Raw genomic sequence first — 19965 nt, forward strand, 5'->3', positions numbered from 1 at the left:
GTTTTGTAATCAGAAGGAAAGAAGCAGGCGCATGAAATTTCTTAATAGCTGGAAAATATACAACGGCATGAAACAAACTACTGACTATGGAGAGGACGTGTCTCTGGAAATGCTCCGGGCATTTCTTATCAGGAAAGGTTACCGGTTCAGACTGGTGTCAGGTGGCCATGAGCAATGGACAGCCCGTGAAGGTATGCGGCCGGTAGTATTATCGCGGCTTACAGATCCTGTGCCTCCCTTCATCATCATGCAGGCACTGCGGGCAATAGGGGTTCCGCGTGAAGATCTGGAGGATTATCTGAGTGGGTATTGATCATACAATGCGTTGCAATTTAAGCAGGCGTTGCACTGGAAGAATGTTATGCATACGTAGATGGGCCATCCTTTGAGGTAAGAATGATGAGGGGCAGAAGAAAGATCGTGTTTAACAGACCGACTCATAAGTGTAAGTAAATGCGCCACAGGCCAGCATGTGTCACTATTGGGGTTAGTAGTTTTCCGGGAGGCATACCGGGAAGCACGACGCAATTGCTGGCCTGCTTTGTCTCATTGAATAATTAGCAAAAAAAGGCCCGGCATTCCTGCCGGGCCTGATATTTACATTACATGGAGTGCATATTAGCGGATGCTTTTCAGCAGTTCCTGTACGGCGCGTTCCAATTGAGGGTCTTTGTCTTCCAGTCTGTCAGTAAAGCTGGTCTTAACATAGATATCCGGGGCTACACCTTCTTTCTCGAGGTTTTTACCATCGAGGGTATAGCAACCCCAGGAGGGGAGGCGGTAGAAAGATCCGTCTACCAATCCTTTTCCGGAAGTGAAAATGATCCAGCGGTAAGATTCTGTACCGATGATCTTTCCAAGTCCCAGGGCTTTGAAACCAGCGGCAGTCATTTCCGCATCACTGAGCGATTGTTCGTTAATCAGCAGCACAATAGGTTTGCCTGCGGGTGCGAAGTTAGGCTGGGGAGAGCGTTTGCCCTCGCGGTACTGCCATTCCAGGTAAGGGCGCTGCGACAGGAATTTAAGTACTTCATCGTGTACGTTTCCACCGGTGTTGTAACGGAGGTCGAGGATGAGCGCATCCTTACTGCCGATTTTGGAAGCCATATCAATCAGGAATTTGTCCAGTTCACCGCCGCCCATATTCTTCATATAGGTATAGGCAATGCGGTTGTTGCTAAGCTGGTCCACTTTCTGTTCGTTACCATAAATCCATTCGTCGTATAGCTGGCGGTCGAGGTCGCCGCTGTTCTGAGGATGGAGGCGTACGTCAAAGGGAGTACCTGCCCGTTCGAAGGTGAGGGTGATTTCACGCTCGAAACCGGGGCGGGTGAAGTATTGATCTCGGCATTGTTTAGGATCTACTTTCTTGCCGTTAACCTTAGTAAGTACATCACCGGGGCGAATGTCTATACCTGTTCTGTCTGCATTGCTGTTAGCAACGATCCGGCGCACGGTGTAAGACTGCAGTTCTTCGTAGAGAATGCCGGTTTCCATGGTCTGGTAGCTAAGGGTAATGCGTTCTTCGTCACCAAAGGAGTTAAACCCGAGATGGGAAGAATTCAGTTCACCCAGCAGATCGTTGATCAGTACACGGAGATCAGCACGGTTATTTACATACGGGAGGTAGCGGCTGTAATCGTCGCGCAGTTTGGTCCAGTTGGTGCCATGGAAATCTGCGTTGTAGAAGTTTTCTTCCACGTTGGCCCAGGTTTCGAAATAGATCTGCTGGAACTCGTCGTGCAGGTTACGGTAGAAAGTCTGGCCAATGCTGATCGGGTCTATCTTGTTGGCATCAGGGTTCAGTTTACAGATATTGCCACCGGCAAGTACATAGAGCTTACCATCTACTTCAACTATGTTGCCATTAACATTCTCACTTCCATTGATCCGGTCAGTCTTGGTATTTTCAAACGGTTCAGAAACTGTTTTATACAGCCCAAACCGTCCTTCATGATTAGAACTAAAGTAGAAGGTAACCTTATCGCCTTTGCCGGTGATATGATAAGGCCCGTATTGCGAACCGAAATCGGGTGATACCTGCTGGATGCGTTGCATCAGGCGCGAAGTGTTGAGCACAATAGCACCGGAAGCGGAGCCGGATTCATCATCTTTTTTACCGGAAGCAGCAACAGCTGGTTTGTCGGTTTTATCATCCTTCTTCTTATCATCTTTTTTCTCATCCTTCTTCTCGTCTTTCTTCTCTTCGAAAAGCTCATTGAACTTCGCGGAGCGGAAAGGATCATCGTTCTTGTCGAGCGCGAGGCGGTAGATCTTAGGATTCTGCATACCAAATGGGTATGAGGGCCTGGTGCGGGAAGACGCGAAGTAGATATACTTGCCATCGGGCGACCAGAAAGGATCCACTTCAGAAACACCGGTATTGGTGAGATTGGTGGTGGTATTCTTCTTAAGCTGGTGTACCAGGATATCTGTCTCGAAATTGCGGCGTACGTTGAACACGATGTATTCACCGTTTGGAGAGAAGCGTGGCTCAGCGTTCTGGAAAGCCCAGATCTCGTCTTTAACAACGGTGCGTGATTGCAGTGTTTTAAGATCGATGATCCTTACTTCATCGCGGCCGCTGAGGTATACGGCTTCGGTTCGGTTATGATTGAGATTGATGCTGCGGTTGTTACGCTTATCGCTGGTATGCTGTTTGGCAGTACCATTGCCATCGGCTGCGATGGTGTAGATATTGAGGTAGCCATTCAGCGTCTGGTTGAAGAGCAGGGTTTTATTGTCAGCCAGCCAGCATACTTCAGTTACCCTTTCGCCGGAACCTTCGAGCTGGCGTACAAACTTCCCTTCGATGTCAGACACGAAGAGTTCGCCGCGGGAAATGAATGCAAGTTTCTTGCCATCGGGCGATACATCAAAGTTGGAGATGCGGTCGCGCACATCGAAAGCCTGTTCTTTATTGAGAACAGGGTTGCGGAACAGCTGGAGGGCAAGTTTTTCCGATTTGCCGGAAGCAACGTCGTACACCCATACCTGGTAATCTTTTTCAAATACGATCCGGTTACCGGCAGCGCTTACAGACGGGCGCTTGATGGAAGTAGGAAATTTGGTGAGTGCCTTTTTCTGTCCACCGGCAAAGGTATAGAGGTTATATTCCCCGTTAGCTTCGTCGGAAGCGAAATACACATTGCCTTTACGGTCGATGGTAGTCCAGAGGTCTTTACCGCGGTAGTTGGTGTATTGCTTGTATTGTTTGGTGGCAGGATTGTAGGATTGGATATCGGGGTTAAAGTCGCCCTTATAACGTTTGCGGTTTGCGGCGAAGCTGCTTTCCCAGGTATCGTTGAAGAAGAGCTCTCCTGTGGTGGGATGCTCGGCAACGTTGTGGATGAGGTTGAAATAGTGGTTGAAAACGCGAACGGGCGTTCCGCCATCGATGCCTACTTTATAGGTAGTAGGGGTACCGCCACGGCTGGAGGCAAAGTATACCGATTTGGAATCCCAGCTCCAGGAATCCATGAGGTCGTTGGCATCATGAACGGTGAGCTGTTTTATTTCACCGCCTGCGATGGGCATGATGAATACATCGGCCCGGCCAAACTGGGTGCCGGTGAAAGCGATCCATTTACCGTCGGGGGATACTTTCGGAAGGGATTCGCTGCCCTGCATCGCCGTGAGGCGGGTGGCCTGGGGTTGCTGGATATCGGCTTTCCAGAGGTCTCCCTCGAAGCTGAAGATCACGGTTTGCCCGTCAGGGGTAAGGGTGGGGGAGGTGGTAAAGTATGTGTCTGATTGTTGGGCAATGGCAGGCATCGACAGGGTTGCGGCCATAACGCCCAGTAATAATGGTCTCATAATAGCAGGGTAATTTGTGACAGGTAAGATAATGAGGATTCCCTGTACGCGGAAACCTTCTATCACGGAAGAACGGTGTTTCAGAACATTTTTCCATGCCCGTGGGTGGGGAGTGGGTACAGTTGTAAACTTATTTCAGGATAATGTGCAGGAGATAAAGCCATATTAACTGGCCGATGAAGGGCAGACGAAAGGCAGACGAAAGGCAGATGAAGGGCAGATGAAGGGCATTTGAGCCCTAACCTCCAGGGGGATAACATGACTCCAAACCGCCCCTTATGACCCAAAACGACCCAAAGCGGAACTATTGCCCCCCGAAGCATGGAAAACGAGAATAACAAATAGATATTTGGTAAGGAATCCGTATCTTATTATACCGGAATTCACGATGTAGAAAGGCCCCCATGGCCCGATACGCTTATTTTTTCACTCATAATAAACAACGCTATGGCAAGCACGCAAAGCGGCCTCTTGCAGATGCTGGGGCCAACGCAAAACATGAGTATTTACCGGAAGCGAAACGGTGAATACGCACTTAGAAGAAAGGGTGGGCCAACGGCTAAAAGGTTCGCCAAAGACCCCAATTATGCACAGGCCCGGATCAATACCAGTGAATTTGGCCAGGCCGCCAAAGGCAGCGCATTGATACGCAAAGCCTTTCGTACCATGATCCCCAAAGTGGCGAATGATGTGCTGCACAGCCGGCTCACCGGGGTCTGTAAAGCGGTTATCAATTCCGACTCCACTCAGCCCAGGGGCAGCCGCATGCTCATGAACGGAGACCTTTCTCTGCTGAGAAATTTTAGCTTCAACCCGGAAGGGAAGTTAGGGCTGCTTGGCAATATACCTTTCCACCATACAACTGACCGTAACACCGGCATCGTTCGTATCGGGATGCCTGCCTTTGCACCGGCCGGCGTTATCCGTTTCCCGAAGCATGCCACGCATGCCCGGCTGAAGGCGGGCGTAGCGGTGCTGGACTTCGGACAGGAAACGTTTACGTTTGCATCCACCAGTTCCACGCCTTTTTCGAAGGGGAACAAACCCATCAATCCGGAAGAGCTTACTGTGCAGATACCGGCCGGCACCAGCTCTCCCCTGTTTATTGCGATGGCAATAGAGTTCATGATATGGGAGAAGGGAGTTTTCATCCCCGTGCTGAACTGCGATGGTAACAGCATGCAGCTGACAGGTGTAGATGTAGCAGTAGCCGCCGCAGCACAACCTATCCCCGCGCAGGAGGAAATATTGATTGTTGCGGAAACGGAGACAAACACCCCAATGCTGAAAAGTACCAGCCCTGTTCTGCACATACCCGCGGAAAGCGAGCATTCCGCAAAGCAGCATGCCTGTAACCTGCCGGAGCAGCCTCCTGTGCAGGATACGCAGCAGCGACCGGAAAAGAAAGTGTGCAGGAACACGGATCAAATCCCTGACCATCATACCCGCTCCGACAATAGAAGGAAAACCAAACCTATATGTAAAACCCTGGCACAACAACCTGATAAGCAAGCCGACGGCAGAGCTGCGCCATTCCGAAAGTATCGGGAAGCTGTCAACGATGCTTCATGGCCGGCATATGAGCCGGAGCCGTATGGGTATCGCATAAGAAGAGGTGATACGCGCATTTTGACAGAACATCGCTCAGGCGTAGTCAGGATATTGAGAAGAAACCCGCGGATACCGGACAGGCGGAGTATTAAAAGACTTTTAACGCAGGAAACATAAACCCGCGGGGCGTGCGTGAGAAACTGTACCATAAAAAGAAAAACCGGCCTCAGGGGACCGGCTTTCTCTTTATCGTTCAGTGGGTATTACACCACTATATTGATCATTTTACCTTTCACGAAGATGATCTTCTTAGGCGCTTTACCTTCCAGCCACTTCTGCACAATCTCATTCGCCAATGCGATCTTTTCCACTTCTGCAGCCTCAGCGTCAAGGCTGATATTGATGGTAGTGCGGAGCTTACCGTTAACGGAAACAGGGTATTCCTTTGCAGATTCCACCACGTATTTTTCTTCAAATACGGGGAACGTTGCATCCAGGATGGAGCCGCTGTTACCAATAGCCTCCCAGAGCTCTTCAGCGAGGTGCGGAGCGTAAGGAGTGAGCAATACCAGTAATTGTTCCAGTATGGCTTTCTTATTGCACTTCTGGTCGGTCAGTTCATTTACGCAAACCATGAATGCGCTTACGGCAGTATTGAAGGAAAGGCGCTCGGAATCGTCTTCTATCTTGCGGATGGTACGGTGGAGTGTTTTAAGCTCTTCGGCAGTAGGGGCATCATTTTTCACAATGAGGCCTTTGTTTTCGTCGAAGAACAGGCGCCAGGTTTTCTTGAGGAAACGATGTACACCTTCGATACCCTTGGTTTCCCAGGGCTTGCTTTGCTCTACCGGACCGAGGAACATTTCGTACATGCGGAAGGTATCCGCACCGAATTTCTCCACCAGCATATCCGGATTCACAGTATTGAATTTGCTTTTGCTCATTTTCTCCATGAGCGTTCCACAAACGTATTTACCATTTTCAAGGATGAATGTAGCTTTGGCATAATCCGGGCGCCACTTTTTGAACGCTTCAGTATCCAGTTCCACACCGTCTACAATATTCACGTCTACATGCAGTTCATCGGTTTCGTATTTATCAGCAAGGCCTGCAGATACGAACTGGTTGGTGCCACGAACACGGTAAACGAGGCGTGAGCTGCCGCCAATCATACCCTGGTTCACGAGTTTCTTGTAAGGCTCGTCGAAGCCGATGTGGCCGAGGTCAAACAGTACTTTGGTCCATAAACGGCTGTAAAGCAGGTGCCCTACGGCATGCTCGGTGCCGCCGATGTACAGATCTACCTGTCCCCAATAGTCAGATACTTTACGGTCGCAGAAGGTATCCTTATTCTGAGGGTCCATATAGCGGAGGAAGTACCAGCTGGAGCCGGCATAACCGGGCATGGTATTGGTTTCGCGCCGGATGGAAGTACCTGGCTCGGAAGGGAGGTTAACCCAGTCGGTTACATTGGCCAGGGGGCCTTCGCCTTCTTCACCCGGACGATAATTTTCCACATGCGGCAGTTCCAGCGGCAGCTCGGATGCGTCCATTGCTTCAGGAACACCATTACGGAACACGATAGGGAAAGGCTCGCCCCAGTAGCGCTGACGGCTGAAACCGGCATCACGCATTTTGTAATTGATCTGGCGTTTGCCGATACCCAGTTGCTCTATTTTGTCGGCCACAAGGTCCATAGCTTCCCGCATGGGTTTGCCATTCAGGAAATCGCTGTTCTGGAGAATAGCGTCTTTCGTGGCATTTGCTTCTTCCCCGTTGAAGGCATCGCCGATAATATTGGTGATGGGAATATTGAAATGTTTGGCAAAGCCAAAATCGCGCGCATCACCGCAGGGCACCGCCATTATAGCGCCGGTACCGTATCCGGCCAGCACGTATTCGGAGATCCAGATGGGGATCTTGCGCCCGTCGAACGGATTTACGGCATAAGCGCCTGTAAAGCAGCCGGTAATTTGTTTCACTTCGGCCATGCGCTCGCGCTCTGAGCGGCTCTGTACATATTCGCGGTAATCGGTAATGGCCTGCAGCTGTTCGCTGGTAGTTATCCCTTCCACGAGTTCATGCTCAGGGGCCAGCACCATGAAGTCTACACCAAAAATAGTGTCGGGGCGGGTGGTGTATACAACGATATTTTCGAGGCTGCCGGAAACGTTGAATTTAATTTCCGCGCCCTGGCTTTTACCGATCCAGTTGCGCTGCATGTCTTTCATGGCTTCGCTGAACTGGACTTTTTCGAGGCCTTCGAGCAGGCGGTCTGCATATTCGGTGATGCGCAGGAACCACTGGCGCATCTTCTTTTTAATAACGGGATGGCCTCCCCGTTCGCTCACGCCATTGATTACTTCATCGTTGGCAAGTACAGTACCGAGGGCGGGGCACCAGTTCACTTCGGCATAAGCCAGGTAAGCGAGGCGGTACTCCATGAGGGTTTGCTGCTGCTCTTCATACGTCATACCGTTCCAGGTGTCTGCACTGAAACGGATGCTGCGGTCGCCGGGGCATTCCTGGTGGATGTTGCCTTCCTGTTCGAAGATGCGCACGAGCGTTTCTATGGCTTCAGCTTTGGCGGCATGGCGGTTATACCAGCTGCCGTACAGCTGAAGGAAGATATGTTGTGTCCATTTGTAATAATCCGGCTCGCTGGTGTTGATCTCGCGCGACCAGTCGAAGCAGAACCCGATATTATCGAGCTGCTGGCGGAAGGTGTGGATATTAGCTGCTGTAGTTACGGCGGGGTGCTGACCGGTTTCTATTGCATATTGCTCTGCGGGCAGGCCAAAAGCATCGTACCCCATGGGGTGCAGTACGTTAAAGCCCTTCAGCCGTTTAAAACGGGCATAGATATCCGAAGCGATGAAGCCAAGGGGGTGCCCTACGTGCAGCCCTGCCCCTGATGGGTAAGGGAACATATCCAGCACATAACATTTGGGCTTATTACTGTCGTTACTAACCTTGTAGGCGCCGGTTTTCACCCAATGGTCCTGCCATTTCCGCTCGATTTGCCTGAAATTGTACTCCATAATGATCGAAAGCCCGGGTTAGCCGGGCATTTATTGTAAATTACTTATTCACAAAACATTTTCCAACCGGCGTTTATGCATATAATAAAATATGTTAAAATACCGTTTGGGATGGCAAAAGTAAACATAAGTCCCAATTTTTATTATTTTCGCCCATAAACTATAGACGAATGGCTCAACCCGGGAAAATGTCAGCAAAGAAATCGAAGCCGTCTTATATATATTCGATCATCGGTGTCACACTCGTGCTCATCCTGTTAGGTGTGCTCGGGCTTTTCATGATCAATGCCAAGAATCTCAGCGAATATTACAAGGAAAATATTGAGCTGCAGGTAATCCTGCGCGATAATGTGAAGGAAGATCAGGCGCTGCTGCTGAAGGATTCCCTCGCGGTAATGCCTTATGTAAAGAAAATACAGTATGTGTCTAAGGAAATGGCTGCGGAGAAGTTCAAGCGGGAAAACCCGGAAGAAAACTTCGCCGTACTGGGCTTCAACCCCCTTTACGCCAGTATCGACATCAGCCTGTATGCCCGGTATGTGCAGCCCGACAGCCTGAAGGCTATCGAGCAGCAGATCCAGGCCCGGTCTACCGTTCGCGAGTTGTATTATCAGAAATCACTCGTATCGGAAGTACTGGAAATCGCCAAGAAGATCGGGATTGTATTGCTGGTGATCAGCTCACTGATGGCCATTGTGGTACTTTTCCTTATCGATAATACCATCCGCCTGGCTATGTACAGCAACCGCTTCCTCATTAAAACGATGCAGATGGTGGGAGCTACCCGTTGGTTCATCGCCAAACCGTTTGACCAGCGCAGTATCATCAACGGAGCCATTTCTGCGGTATTGGCCATCGCCAGCCTTATTGCCCTGATATACTTCGCGGAATCGGCGCTGCCGGGCCTCCGTGGTATGCGTGATTACTGGCTTACAGGGCTTCTGTTCATAGGCCTCATCGTACTCGGTATCGGTATTTCCGTCATCAGCACCCATCGCTCGGTGATGAAATACCTCAAACTCAAACTCGACGATTTATATTGATTTAAACTTAATTCACCGATATGTCTAAAGAAGTTAACAAACCGTCTGCCTCCAAATCCCTCTTCGGGAAAGGTAATTACCAGCTGATGCTGGCAGGGGCAGTCCTGATCGTGATCGGCTTTCTCCTGATGATGGGCGGCAGCTCCGACGATCCGGCCCGTTTTTCACCGGAAGAAGTGTATAGCTTCCGCCGTATTACCCTGGCTCCCATCGTGATCCTTCTCGGCCTCGCCGTGGAAGCATGGGCCATTATGCGTAAACCGAAAGACTAATTCAACACCGTAACCCGAATTTCTAACATAGCGATGAAAGCCTCATCGCTTTTCTTATTTGAATCATGAGCACATTAGAAGCCATCCTTATCGCGATCATTGAAGGACTCACCGAATTCATTCCCATTTCATCCACCGGCCACATGATCATTGCCAGCAGTCTCATGGGCATCAATGAAGACGCTTTTACCAAGCTCTTTGAGATTGCCATTCAGCTGGGAGCCATTCTGGCCGTGGTAGTATTGTACTGGAAAAAGTTCTTCAATTTCGGGAAATGGCAATTCTATGTGAAGCTCGCCCTCGGCGTAACGCCGGCACTCATCCTGGGCTACCTGTTCGACGATTATATCGATCAGCTGCTGGAAAGCCCCCTCATTGTGGGTGTCACCCTGCTGTTGGGTGGTTTCGTGCTGTTATTCGTGGATAAATGGTTCCAGAACCCAACTATAAAAAGCGATGAGGAACTGGATTACTTCCGTGCTATCCGCATCGGCCTTTTCCAGTGTATCGCCATGATCCCCGGTGTAAGCCGCAGTGCCGCATCCATCATAGGCGGTATGCAGCAAAAACTGACCCGTCATGCCGCAGCAGAATTTTCATTTTTCCTCGCCGTACCTACCATGGCGGCAGCTACGGGATATAAGATCCTGAAAAACCACGAAGTACTTACCAGCTCGCCCGACAATATCCGGCTGCTGCTGATAGGTAACGTAGTGGCGTTTTTCGTGGCCATGCTTGCCATTAAATTCTTTATCGGAACCCTTCAGAAATTCGGATTCAAAATGTGGGGATATTACCGGATTGTGGTAGGTCTCATTATCCTTGTTACATTATTCATTCACCGATAATTTTTACTGCTATTTCATTTTTATGCGATCCCTTACCTTATTGTTGACAGCCCTTTTGTTGACCACTGCTGCATTTGCACAGCAACGTTTTGTACCGGCCACAGTTTTTCTTCCCAAGGGCGACAGCCTGATTGGCGAAATCGATTACCGGAAGTGGGACAAAGACCCGCTTACCATCAGCTTCCGCGGAAATGGCAGCGCTACTGCCTATACGCCGGAGATGCTTGCCGGCTTCCGTATTCATGAGAATGACGAACAGTATATTTCCGTTTCCGGAGAAATGGATATTACCTATGAATCAACAGAAAATCTCTCGGTAGAAAAAACGCGGGTTGTTTCAAAAGGCCCGCATTTTTTCAGAGTAGTCATGAACGGGCCTGTTAAATTACTGCAGCATACTGATAAGAATAACCGGCAGCATTTTGTAGTGCAAACACCTGATACCACACTCCATCTCATCCGCCAGGTGAAGTACATCGATAATCATGAATCCGCCAATTACGGTAAAGTCCAGACACTTAATTTTTTCCGTCAGCAGTTGGATATTCTCTTGAACGACTGTAACCATAAGTCTCAAATCGATGCTCTGGAATATCGTGCAGAAGCGCTTTCCCGCGTACTCCAGCGGTATACTGCCTGTAAATACCCTACTCAGCAGGCTGTAATAGCAAAGAAGGATCCGCAGATGCGGGCGATGTATGGTGTGATGGGTGGCGCATCTTTCCAGATGGTAACGGCCGATGGGCCGCATCCTGTAGCCAAGAACAAGTTCAAGCATACCTTTACACCTACTGTAGGTGTATTCCTCGACCTTCCGTTATCGCGCCGCAGGCAACAGCTGGTCCTTAATATGGAAGGAGTTTATAGCAGCAAGCAACTGATTTCCAAAGGTCCGGATCCCATTGATTTTACCCTGCATTTCCTCAGCCTGCAAACGCTGCTGCGCTATACATACCCGGTTGGTGAACTTCGGCCATATGTAAATGGCGGGTTCGGTATAATGGCTAAAATCAGTGGTAGTGATTTGTACAGACGGGAGGGCCGGACCCAGCAGGAAGAAGCACTTGGTGGAGGGAGAGAACTGACGTTGCCCATCATCATAGGTGCGGGCCTTCGTTACAAACGGCTTAACGGCGAACTAAGGTATATTCTGCCACATGCACTGGATGTTTATAATACGCTCGACGTGAGGGCTTCCACAGCTCAGCTCCTTATCCGGTATGTTCTCCGTCAATAATGGTTTAGAACAATATTGTAAAAGGCCGTCTCATTTGATTGAGACGGCCTTTTACATTTAAATCGGGAAATAAATCACGTACAGTTATCCCTTAACGGCCAGGAGCAGTTCCAGGTCAGTGTATTTGAGTTTGAATTTTTCGCTGAGGTGATAGTTGGTAAGGGCGCCTTTGTAGAGGTAAATCCCGTTTCTAACACCACGTTTGATCCACACCAGGTTTTCGAACCCGCCATCGTCTGCCGCTTCCAGCAGCAGGGGCATTAGCACATTACTGATAGCCTGAGAGGCTGTGCCTGCGAAGCCTGAAGGAATGTTAGGGACGCAATAGTGGATCACATCATACTTTTTGAAAACGGGGTTTTCGTGGGTGGTCACCTCGGATGTTTCGAAACAGCCGCCGCGATCGATGCTCACGTCAACAATTACCGAACCGGTTTTCATATGGCTCACCATTGATTCGGAGACTACGATAGGGGTGCGGCCGCTTTGCGAAGAGAGTGCACCCACCGCCACATCCGCCGTGCGCAGTTGCTCTGCCAGCACCCTGGGCTGGATGACGGAGGTGAAAAGACGTACTCCGATGTTATTCTGCAGCCTTTTCAGCTTATAAATATTGTTATCGAAAACTTTTACGGAAGAGCCCAGTGCCAGCGCGGTACGTGCGGCAAATTCGCCTACTATGCCTGCGCCGATGATCACTACTTTGGTAGGCGGGATGCCCGTGATACCACCCAGCAGAATGCCTTTTCCGCGGCTGCTGGTGCTGAGATACTGACCGGCAATGAGCATTACGGCAGAACCGGCAATTTCGCTCATGGCCCGTACAATGGGGTAGGTGCCTGCATCGTCTTTCAGATTTTCGAAAGAGAGGAGGGTGATCCGCTTGTCCATCATCTTCTGCAACTGTTCTGCCCTTAAAACAGAAAGGTGGATGGGGGAGATAACGATCTGGTGAGGGTGGAGCAGCTCAATCTCTTCATCGTTGAGCGGGGCAGATTTGACAATGATGTCTGCCTTAAAAACCTCTTTCTTTTCGTATACGATTTCCGCTCCGGCTTCTGAATAGTCCGTATCGTAGAAATGCGAGCCATCGCCCGCTTTATGTTCCACAACGATGTGGTGCCCGTTATTGGTAAGGATACTTACCGCGTCGGGCGTGAGCGCGATGCGGTTTTCCTGGAAGGATGTTTCCTTTGGCATCCCGATAAAAAGGCGGGAATTTTTCTGCGGGATGTCCAGTGTTTCCTCGAGCGGTGAATACGTGAAACCAGCACTCACAACAGGTTTTGGCCTATGCTCCATAATTATTGACAGTTGTATGTTAGGGTCGCTTCCAAAGTTACGTTTATTATTGCAGGGATGGACTGAATTCCCCGGGATCGGCCAAACCCGCTACCAGCTTGCGCTGATGACCTGGGGTGACGGAAAGGAACACGTGTACCGTATCGGCCGGTAATATCCCCGTTACTACATCCGGCCATTCCACAAACGAAACTGCGGAAGGGTGGTAAAGGCAGTCTTCAACGCCAGCTTCCACGGCTTCCTCCAGGTTTTTGAGCCGGTAAAGGTCCAGATGATAAATGATTTTCTCCTGTTCGCGGCCGTCATTGAACCGGTATTCGTTGATGATGGAAAAGGTGGGGCTGGCGGTAGCGCCATTTACGCCTTTTACCGCGCAAAGGGCTTTAATGAAGGTAGTTTTACCCGCCCCCATTTCGCCATTGAGCGCAAAAACGCGCGCTTTCGGGAAACCGGCCCAGAACTGGCGGGCCACTTCCGGTAATTCATCCAGTGAAAAAGTCAAATTCATACGTGTCTGCCCTTTTACAAAGCCTAAATTTAATAATTCCCGGCCACTTACTGCCGTTTTATGGCGTTTTCAGGGGATTTGAGGGGCTGAAAAGCACCTTTGTTGCAATAATAGCCGCTATTTTGGGAAATGCCCTGCCGAAGCCCGGAATGGCGGGCCGGGGGGGTTAAATAGCAAGATTGTTGCATTAAAAACCTATGGGTTTGCGGGCATCCGTGGGTAATTTTGTATTACATATGGAAACGATCAGTTGTAAAGTAAAAGGCATGAATTGCACCAGCTGCGCGCTTACCATCTCCAAATACCTCGAGAATAAAGGCATGGAAGATGTGGCGATCAGCGTGGCCACGGAAGAATTGCGTTTCAATCTTCCACAGGGCGCCGATGCGGATGAAGTGATCACCGGTATCAATAAGCTGGGGTACGAAGTGGTACTCCCGGGGGCAGAAGCCCGCGTCCAGCCATTATACAAAACCCTTACATTCAAATTCATATTCTGCGCCATTTTCACCGCCCCGCTGCTCCTGCATATGGTTGTGAGCTGGCATTGGCTGCATAACCCCTGGGTGCAGTTTGCACTTACTTTGCCGGTGTTCCTTGTAGGTATGGCGCATTTTGGAACCAGCGCCTTCCGCTCGCTGCGCAACGGCGTCGCTAACATGGATGTGCTGGTAACCCTGGGTGCTACTGCAGCATTCGCTTACAGCCTTATAGGTGCTGTTCAGGGCCTGGGAGAAGATTACCTGTTTTTCGAAACCACGGCCGCCATCCTCACCCTCGTATTCCTTGGCAACCTCCTCGAAGAGCGTTCCGTCAAATCCACCACCACTGCCATTGCAGAACTGGCAAGGCTGCAGCATACTACCGCCCGCAGATTACATGTGCATGAGAATGGAGAAGAACATGTGGATGAAGTAGATAACAGTGCGCTCCGCACCGGCGACCGGGTACTGGTCAATACCGGGGATAAAATTCCTATGGACGGTACCATTTACTGGGGCAGCGGGCATGTGAACGAATCCATGATCACCGGCGAAAGCGCGCCTTTAGGTAAGCAGGAAAAGGATAAAGTAATAGGCGGCACCATTCTGGAAGATGGCAGCATCAAGGTATACATTACCGCTACCGGGAAAGACACGGTGCTTTCTTACATCATCGAACTCGTAAAACAGGCGCAGGGCAATAAGCCGCCCATGCAGAAACTGGCAGACAGGATCAGTGCCATCTTTGTACCGGTAGTTTTAGGAATTGCTGTGGTAACGTTTTTAGGATGGTATTTTATTGGCGGTACCGATGTATCGGTTGCCATGATGCGGGCCATCGCCGTACTGGTGATTGCCTGTCCCTGTGCAATGGGCCTTGCTACACCGGCTGCAGTTATGGTAGGCCTGGGCCGTGCTGCCCGCAACGGTATCCTCATTAAAGGCGCCAATACGCTCGAACAGTTCCGCAACATCCGGCAGATCGTGTTCGATAAAACCGGGACCCTTACCACCGGCAAGCTCAGCATCGGCCAGTGGAAAGCCATTGGAATGGATGATGACACTTTCCGCTCCCTCGTTTTCAGCCTCGAAAAATATTCTTCTCACCCCATAGCCCGCTCCATCAGCGCCGCCTGGAAAGGAACAAGGGAAACCACCCTCCGCCAGGTCAGGGAGATCAAGGGCCTTGGAATGCAGGCTGCCGATCAGGAAGGCAACGAATGGAAGCTGGGCTCGTTCCTTATGGCGAAAGACCTTACGGACGATGATTCGCATAATATTTACCTCCTGAAGAACGGAGCCCTTGCCGGCTGGCTCGATTTTACCGACGAGCTGCGCCCCGAGGCGAGACAGGTGATCCAAAGCCTGCATGCCTCCGGCATCCGGACCATCCTGCTCAGTGGAGACACTACCCGCAAATGCCGGGAAATGGCAGCGGAACTGGGAATCGATTCCTGGTATGCCGAGCAATCGCCCAAGCAGAAGCTCGACATGATCGGAACGCTGATGAACGAAGCGCCCACGGCAATGGTGGGCGACGGCATCAATGATGCACCTGCGCTGGCGAAAGCCACCATCGGCATATCGCTCAGCGATTCCACACAAGTGGCCATGCAAAGCGCAAACGTCATTTTACTCAACAACCACCTGGGCGCTCTTCCGCTGGCCATGGGGCTTGGCAAACATACTTACCTTACCATCAAACAAAACCTGTTCTGGGCATTTATTTACAACGTGGTGGCCATTCCCGTGGCTGCGTTGGGATTCCTTAATCCCATTGTGGGCGCATTGGTAATGGGGCTTTCTGATGTAGTATTGGCGGTCAATTCCGTAAGGCTGCGCTTCAAGCGTGTAAGCCATTAAAAATTGTCGTTAATTCGTATATCGAAATCCGTTCGTGAATGATATACTGGTTAGACCTCATCGGTACCTTTGTGTTTGCCATATCAGGTGCACTGGCCGCCTGGGACAAAAAAATGTACCACGACATATTCGGGGTAAGCTTCACCGCCTTTGTTACTTCCATTGGCGGTGGTACCATGCGCGACCTTATATTGGGAACCCGCCCGGTATGGGTGAACGATTCCCGGTACGTGATCGCCATCATTCTCGGTGTATTGGTAACCCTGTTGTTCCGCCGCCGGCTGCTGCAATACCGCCGTTCCATTTTCCTGTTCGATACGCTGGGGATTGGTTTCTATACCGTGATTGGCCTGCAGAAGGCTCTCGCCTTCGGCGTACACCCCTGGGCTGCAGTGATCCTGGGTATGATATCCGCCATTTTCGGTGGTGTTATCAGGGATATGATGGTAAATGAAATACCCCTCATCTTCAGCCGCCAGATCTATGCCACTGCCTGCCTTGCCGGCGCGGCACTATACATAGGGCTGAGTCACCTGGGTGTAGATCAGGAATGGAACATGATAGCCAGCATCATACTCGTTATTACAATCAGGCTTACGGCCCTCCGCAAAGGTTGGTCGTTGCCATATCTGGAGAAGAAATAATACATGCAAACGTCACAGGAGATATTGAAGAGATTCTGGGGCTATTCCGAATTCCGGCCTATGCAGCGGGAAATCGTGGAGGCCGTGGCATCGGGGAAAGACGTACTGGCATTGCTGCCCACCGGTGGCGGTAAATCTATCTGCTTCCAGGTGCCCGCCATGATGCGGGAAGGGGTTTGCCTCGTGGTTACCCCGCTCATTGCACTCATGAAAGATCAGGTGGAGAATCTCAACCGCCGCGGCATTCCCGCATTCGCAATTTATGCGGGGATGATGGCGAAGGATGTGGAGAAGGTGCTGGCGCTGGCGCGTGAAGGAGATATCAAGTTCCTGTATGTATCGCCCGAAAGGCTGCAAAGCCGCCGTTTCCTCTGGTATTGTGAAGTGCTGCCCATCACGCTGATCGCGGTGGATGAAGCGCATTGCATCTCGCAATGGGGCTATGATTTCAGACCGGCGTATCTGCAGATTTCCGCCGTTCGCGAACAGTTCCCCAACGCGCCCATCCTCGCACTTACCGCTACCGCTACGCCTGCCGTACAAAAAGATATCTGCATACAGCTGGAGCTGAGAGCTCCGAATATTTACATTAAAAGCTTCGCCCGTCCCAACCTGTCATATAGTGTACTGGAAGAAGAAAGTAAGCCATTGCGCATCCGCAATATGCTGGACAGGGTGCCGGGTTCCGCGTTGATATACTGCCGCAACCGCCGGCAAACACAGGATCTGGCAGGGTTACTCACTGCACAGGGCATTTCCGCCAGTTATTACCATGCCGGTATACCTAACGAACAGCGCAACCTCCGCCAGGCCGCCTGGATCAAAGGGGAAACGCGTGTGATGGTTTGTACCAACGCCTTTGGTATGGGCATCGATAAGCCGGATGTACGTATGGTTATCCATGCCGATGTGCCCGACAGTATTGAGGCGTATTACCAGGAAGCCGGCCGTGCCGGCCGCGATGAGCATAAGGCCTATGCAGTATTACTCTATACGCAGCATGACCTCGATCAGATGAAAGCCCGGCTGGAACTGCAGTTCCCTTCTCTGGAAACCATCCGTGAAGTGTTCCAGTGTGTGGTAAACTACCTTCAGGCACCGGCTGGCGGAGTGGAAGGAGTATATTTTGATTTTGATTTCAATGAGTTTGTTCAGCGTTTCAAGCTGAATGTTACGGTAGCACACAGTGCCATCCGTGTTATCGAGCAGGAAGGGGTGTGGCAGCTCAGTGAAAGTGTATACATGCCTTCCAAAGCGGAGATCATTACCAACAGGGAAACGATCCTGGAATATGAAAACATCAACGAACGGCTGGATCAGCTGATAAAAACCTTATTACGTACTTATCAGGGTATTTTCGATTCGGCGGTTCCGATCTTCGAGAAACAGATTGCCCGCATCCTCCGGTGTACAGAAGATGAGGTTGTAGATAACCTGCAGCAACTCCACCGGCAGGCAGTGATCCGCTATTACCCGCGGAAAGACAGTCCGCAGTTATCTTTCCTGCAGGAGCGCCCTTATGCACAGCAGCTCCGGATCGATATGGAGAGCCTCAGGCAGCGAAAGAAAATCATGGAAGCGAAGATTGAAGCAATTACCCGCTATGCGCAGAATCCGGAAGTTTGCCGCACACAGCAGCTGGTATCCTACTTTGGGGAAAAAGATGCCGACCGTTGCGGCGTCTGCGATGTATGTGTGAAGCAGGATAAGGGAAAGATGAAAGCCGGGGAATTCGGAACATTGGCTAAGACGATCCTTTCGTTACTCAGTGAAAAATCGACTGTGCAATCCCTCATGATTAAGCTCGACGCCGAGGAAAGCAGGGTATTGGATGCCCTGCAGTTCCTCATCGCCGAAGGACTCGTGTTGCGGGATGCAGACGGGCTGCTGGTTGCCGGCACAAAGTCCTGAGCATATTATAACGTTACCACCCGGCGCTCCGCACTGCTGAGGAAGCCGGCTTCAATTACCTTAACTACATTCAGGCCTTCTTCCGGCGTTACCGGATTGGGTTTGCCTTCTCGGATTGCAGCATATACTCCTTTGTAAAAATCGAGGTAGTTGCCATTGCCGCCGGGCAGGTATTCTTTCACCGTTTTACCATCGCGCTCGGTATGGAGCAGGCCCCATTCAGCGGGAGCTTCAGCACCCCAGTCGGGCGTATCGGGCAGTACGCCTTTCATGAGCAGTGCCTCCTGTATGTCGGACTTACTTTTTATGAACGATCCCTTACGGCCGTGCAGCACATAAGCCGGGAGGGCTTCCTTCACGAGATAGCTTGATTTAAGGCGTACCCGTAAGGAAGGATAGTAAAGCAGCAGCTCGAAGTAATCGTCCACCACAGATTCCTTCCGTATAATGCGTACATCACCGAATACGGCTTCCGGCATACCGAAAATAGTAAGTGCCTGATCGATCAGATGCGAGCCGAGGTCGTACAATACCCCGGTTCCCGGAGAGGCTTGCTCTTTGTGCTTTTTATAACTGAGTTCTTCCTTGAATCGGTCGTAATGGAATTCTACTTCCAGCACATCGCCGATGAGGCCTTCTTCCACCACGCGGCGCACGATCTTGTAATCGCTGTCGTACCGGCGGTTCTGATATACGATGATGAGTTTGTTTTGTTTCTTAGCCAGTTCAATCAGCTCTACTCCCTCAACGGAAGTAACAGTGAATGGCTTTTCCACTACCACATGTTTACCTGCCATAAGCGCGGCCTTGGTGTATTCGTAATGGGAGTAGTTGGGGGTGTTAACGATGATCAGTTCCAGGGAAGGATCGTTGATCATGCTCAATACATCACCAAAAATCTTCACATCCGGATAGCGCTGCTGCGCAAGGTGCTTGCTACGCTCGGTAATGGCTGTCAGTTCAAATCCGGGATGCACATGCAGAAACGGTGCATGGAAAGCATAGCCACTGTGCCCGTAGGAGCAAAGCCCGGTTTTAATGGGTGTAGACATATCTTTAGTTTATTTTTTTCGGTTCGCCCTTGTCGTCGAAATGTGTTTTCAGATAGTTCTCGGTTTGGATGATAATAACTGCTGCCGGTACGATGCTGGCCAGTAAAGGCAGTATAATCACCCATCCCATGGGTACATATTGTAGTTCTACGCCACTGGTGAGCCATACAGGAATGCTTAGTGCCAGCACACCCAGCCCTGCAGTACGCATGAGCCGGGCGGAGTACACCTGGGATGCATCCCACGCTGCCTGCGACCGCATGGAGCGGCGGCTGCGGTACCCGTAAATGGGATTAATTCTTTTAGGAGGCCACTTCAGGAAGATGTAGCCCATGATCGTAAAAATCAATCCGATTAAAAGAATAATCAAAACCATTTGATTCGTTTTTGATACC

15 protein-coding genes are annotated in these 19965 nt (G+C 50.6%); 9 read left to right on the forward strand and 6 right to left on the reverse strand.

What is annotated here, in order from left to right; translation table 11 throughout:
- Positions 1 to 67: 67 nt before the first annotated feature.
- Positions 68 to 313, forward strand: coding sequence for a type II toxin-antitoxin system HicA family toxin (locus DEV76_RS20300; protein WP_157963012.1), 246 nt, complete (start codon positions 68 to 70; stop codon positions 311 to 313).
- 305 nt (positions 314 to 618) lie between these two features.
- Here DEV76_RS20300 and DEV76_RS20305 read toward each other — a convergent pair whose 3' ends face one another.
- Positions 619 to 3816: a S41 family peptidase gene (locus tag DEV76_RS20305; protein ID WP_109699767.1), complete on the reverse strand. Its 3198-nt coding sequence runs from the start codon at positions 3814 to 3816 to the stop codon at positions 619 to 621.
- A gap of 447 nt (positions 3817 to 4263) precedes the next feature.
- Between DEV76_RS20305 and DEV76_RS20310 the strand changes: the two genes are divergently transcribed.
- Positions 4264 to 5544, forward strand: a complete 1281-nt coding sequence (locus DEV76_RS20310) for a hypothetical protein (protein ID WP_109699768.1) — start codon at positions 4264 to 4266, stop codon at positions 5542 to 5544.
- Between the two features lie 86 nt (positions 5545 to 5630).
- Here DEV76_RS20310 and leuS read toward each other — a convergent pair whose 3' ends face one another.
- On the reverse strand, positions 5631 to 8408 hold the full coding sequence (leuS, locus tag DEV76_RS20315) for a leucine--tRNA ligase (protein WP_109699769.1): 2778 nt from the start codon (positions 8406 to 8408) through the stop codon (positions 5631 to 5633).
- Between the two features lie 188 nt (positions 8409 to 8596).
- Between leuS and DEV76_RS20320 the strand changes: the two genes are divergently transcribed.
- The 4 genes from DEV76_RS20320 (at position 8597) to DEV76_RS20335 (ending at position 11808) form a co-directional block, all read left to right on the forward strand.
- On the forward strand, positions 8597 to 9451 hold the full coding sequence (locus DEV76_RS20320; protein WP_157963013.1) for a cell division protein FtsX: 855 nt from the start codon (positions 8597 to 8599) through the stop codon (positions 9449 to 9451).
- Between the two features lie 20 nt (positions 9452 to 9471).
- Entirely contained in the window at positions 9472 to 9723 is a 252-nt protein-coding gene (locus DEV76_RS20325; protein WP_109699771.1) for a DUF3098 domain-containing protein, read from the forward strand.
- 65 nt (positions 9724 to 9788) lie between these two features.
- Positions 9789 to 10571 (forward strand): undecaprenyl-diphosphate phosphatase, encoded by a 783-nt coding sequence (locus tag DEV76_RS20330; RefSeq protein WP_109699772.1) that lies wholly within the window; start codon positions 9789 to 9791, stop codon positions 10569 to 10571.
- A 22-nt stretch (positions 10572 to 10593) separates the two neighbouring features.
- Positions 10594 to 11808, forward strand: a complete 1215-nt coding sequence (locus DEV76_RS20335) for a hypothetical protein (protein ID WP_157963014.1) — start codon at positions 10594 to 10596, stop codon at positions 11806 to 11808.
- An 84-nt stretch (positions 11809 to 11892) separates the two neighbouring features.
- On the opposite strand, the gene DEV76_RS20340 is transcribed toward DEV76_RS20335, so the two are convergent.
- Positions 11893 to 13110, reverse strand: a complete 1218-nt coding sequence (locus DEV76_RS20340) for an alanine dehydrogenase (protein WP_109699774.1) — start codon at positions 13108 to 13110, stop codon at positions 11893 to 11895.
- Between the two features lie 46 nt (positions 13111 to 13156).
- A complete protein-coding gene (gene tsaE, locus DEV76_RS20345; protein ID WP_109699775.1) occupies positions 13157 to 13618 on the reverse strand; it encodes a tRNA (adenosine(37)-N6)-threonylcarbamoyltransferase complex ATPase subunit type 1 TsaE in 462 nt (153 codons plus the stop codon).
- Between the two features lie 236 nt (positions 13619 to 13854).
- On the opposite strand from tsaE, the gene DEV76_RS20350 reads away from it, so the two are divergent.
- Genes DEV76_RS20350 through DEV76_RS20360 form a run of 3 tightly spaced genes read left to right on the forward strand, consistent with a single transcriptional unit; the run spans position 13855 to position 18518 of the window.
- The gene (locus DEV76_RS20350; RefSeq protein ID WP_109699776.1) at positions 13855 to 15963 is read left to right on the forward strand and encodes a heavy metal translocating P-type ATPase; all 2109 of its coding nucleotides are present in this window, start codon (positions 13855 to 13857) and stop codon (positions 15961 to 15963) included.
- Positions 15964 to 16001: 38 nt separating this feature from the next.
- Complete coding sequence (locus DEV76_RS20355; protein ID WP_109699777.1) at positions 16002 to 16607, forward strand: trimeric intracellular cation channel family protein; 606 nt, start codon at positions 16002 to 16004, stop codon at positions 16605 to 16607.
- A gap of 3 nt (positions 16608 to 16610) precedes the next feature.
- The gene (locus tag DEV76_RS20360) at positions 16611 to 18518 is read left to right on the forward strand and encodes a RecQ family ATP-dependent DNA helicase (protein ID WP_109699778.1); all 1908 of its coding nucleotides are present in this window, start codon (positions 16611 to 16613) and stop codon (positions 18516 to 18518) included.
- A 5-nt stretch (positions 18519 to 18523) separates the two neighbouring features.
- Here DEV76_RS20360 and DEV76_RS20365 read toward each other — a convergent pair whose 3' ends face one another.
- The gene (locus DEV76_RS20365) at positions 18524 to 19570 is read right to left on the reverse strand and encodes a Gfo/Idh/MocA family oxidoreductase (RefSeq protein ID WP_109699779.1); all 1047 of its coding nucleotides are present in this window, start codon (positions 19568 to 19570) and stop codon (positions 18524 to 18526) included.
- A 4-nt stretch (positions 19571 to 19574) separates the two neighbouring features.
- Positions 19575 to 19946, reverse strand: a complete 372-nt coding sequence (locus tag DEV76_RS20370; protein WP_109699780.1) for an SdpI family protein — start codon at positions 19944 to 19946, stop codon at positions 19575 to 19577.
- Between the last annotated feature and the right edge of the window lie 19 nt (positions 19947 to 19965).

The organism is Chitinophaga deserti (assembly GCF_003149455.1).
In the GTDB taxonomy this organism is placed as follows: Bacteria; Bacteroidota; Bacteroidia; order Chitinophagales; family Chitinophagaceae; genus Chitinophaga; species Chitinophaga deserti.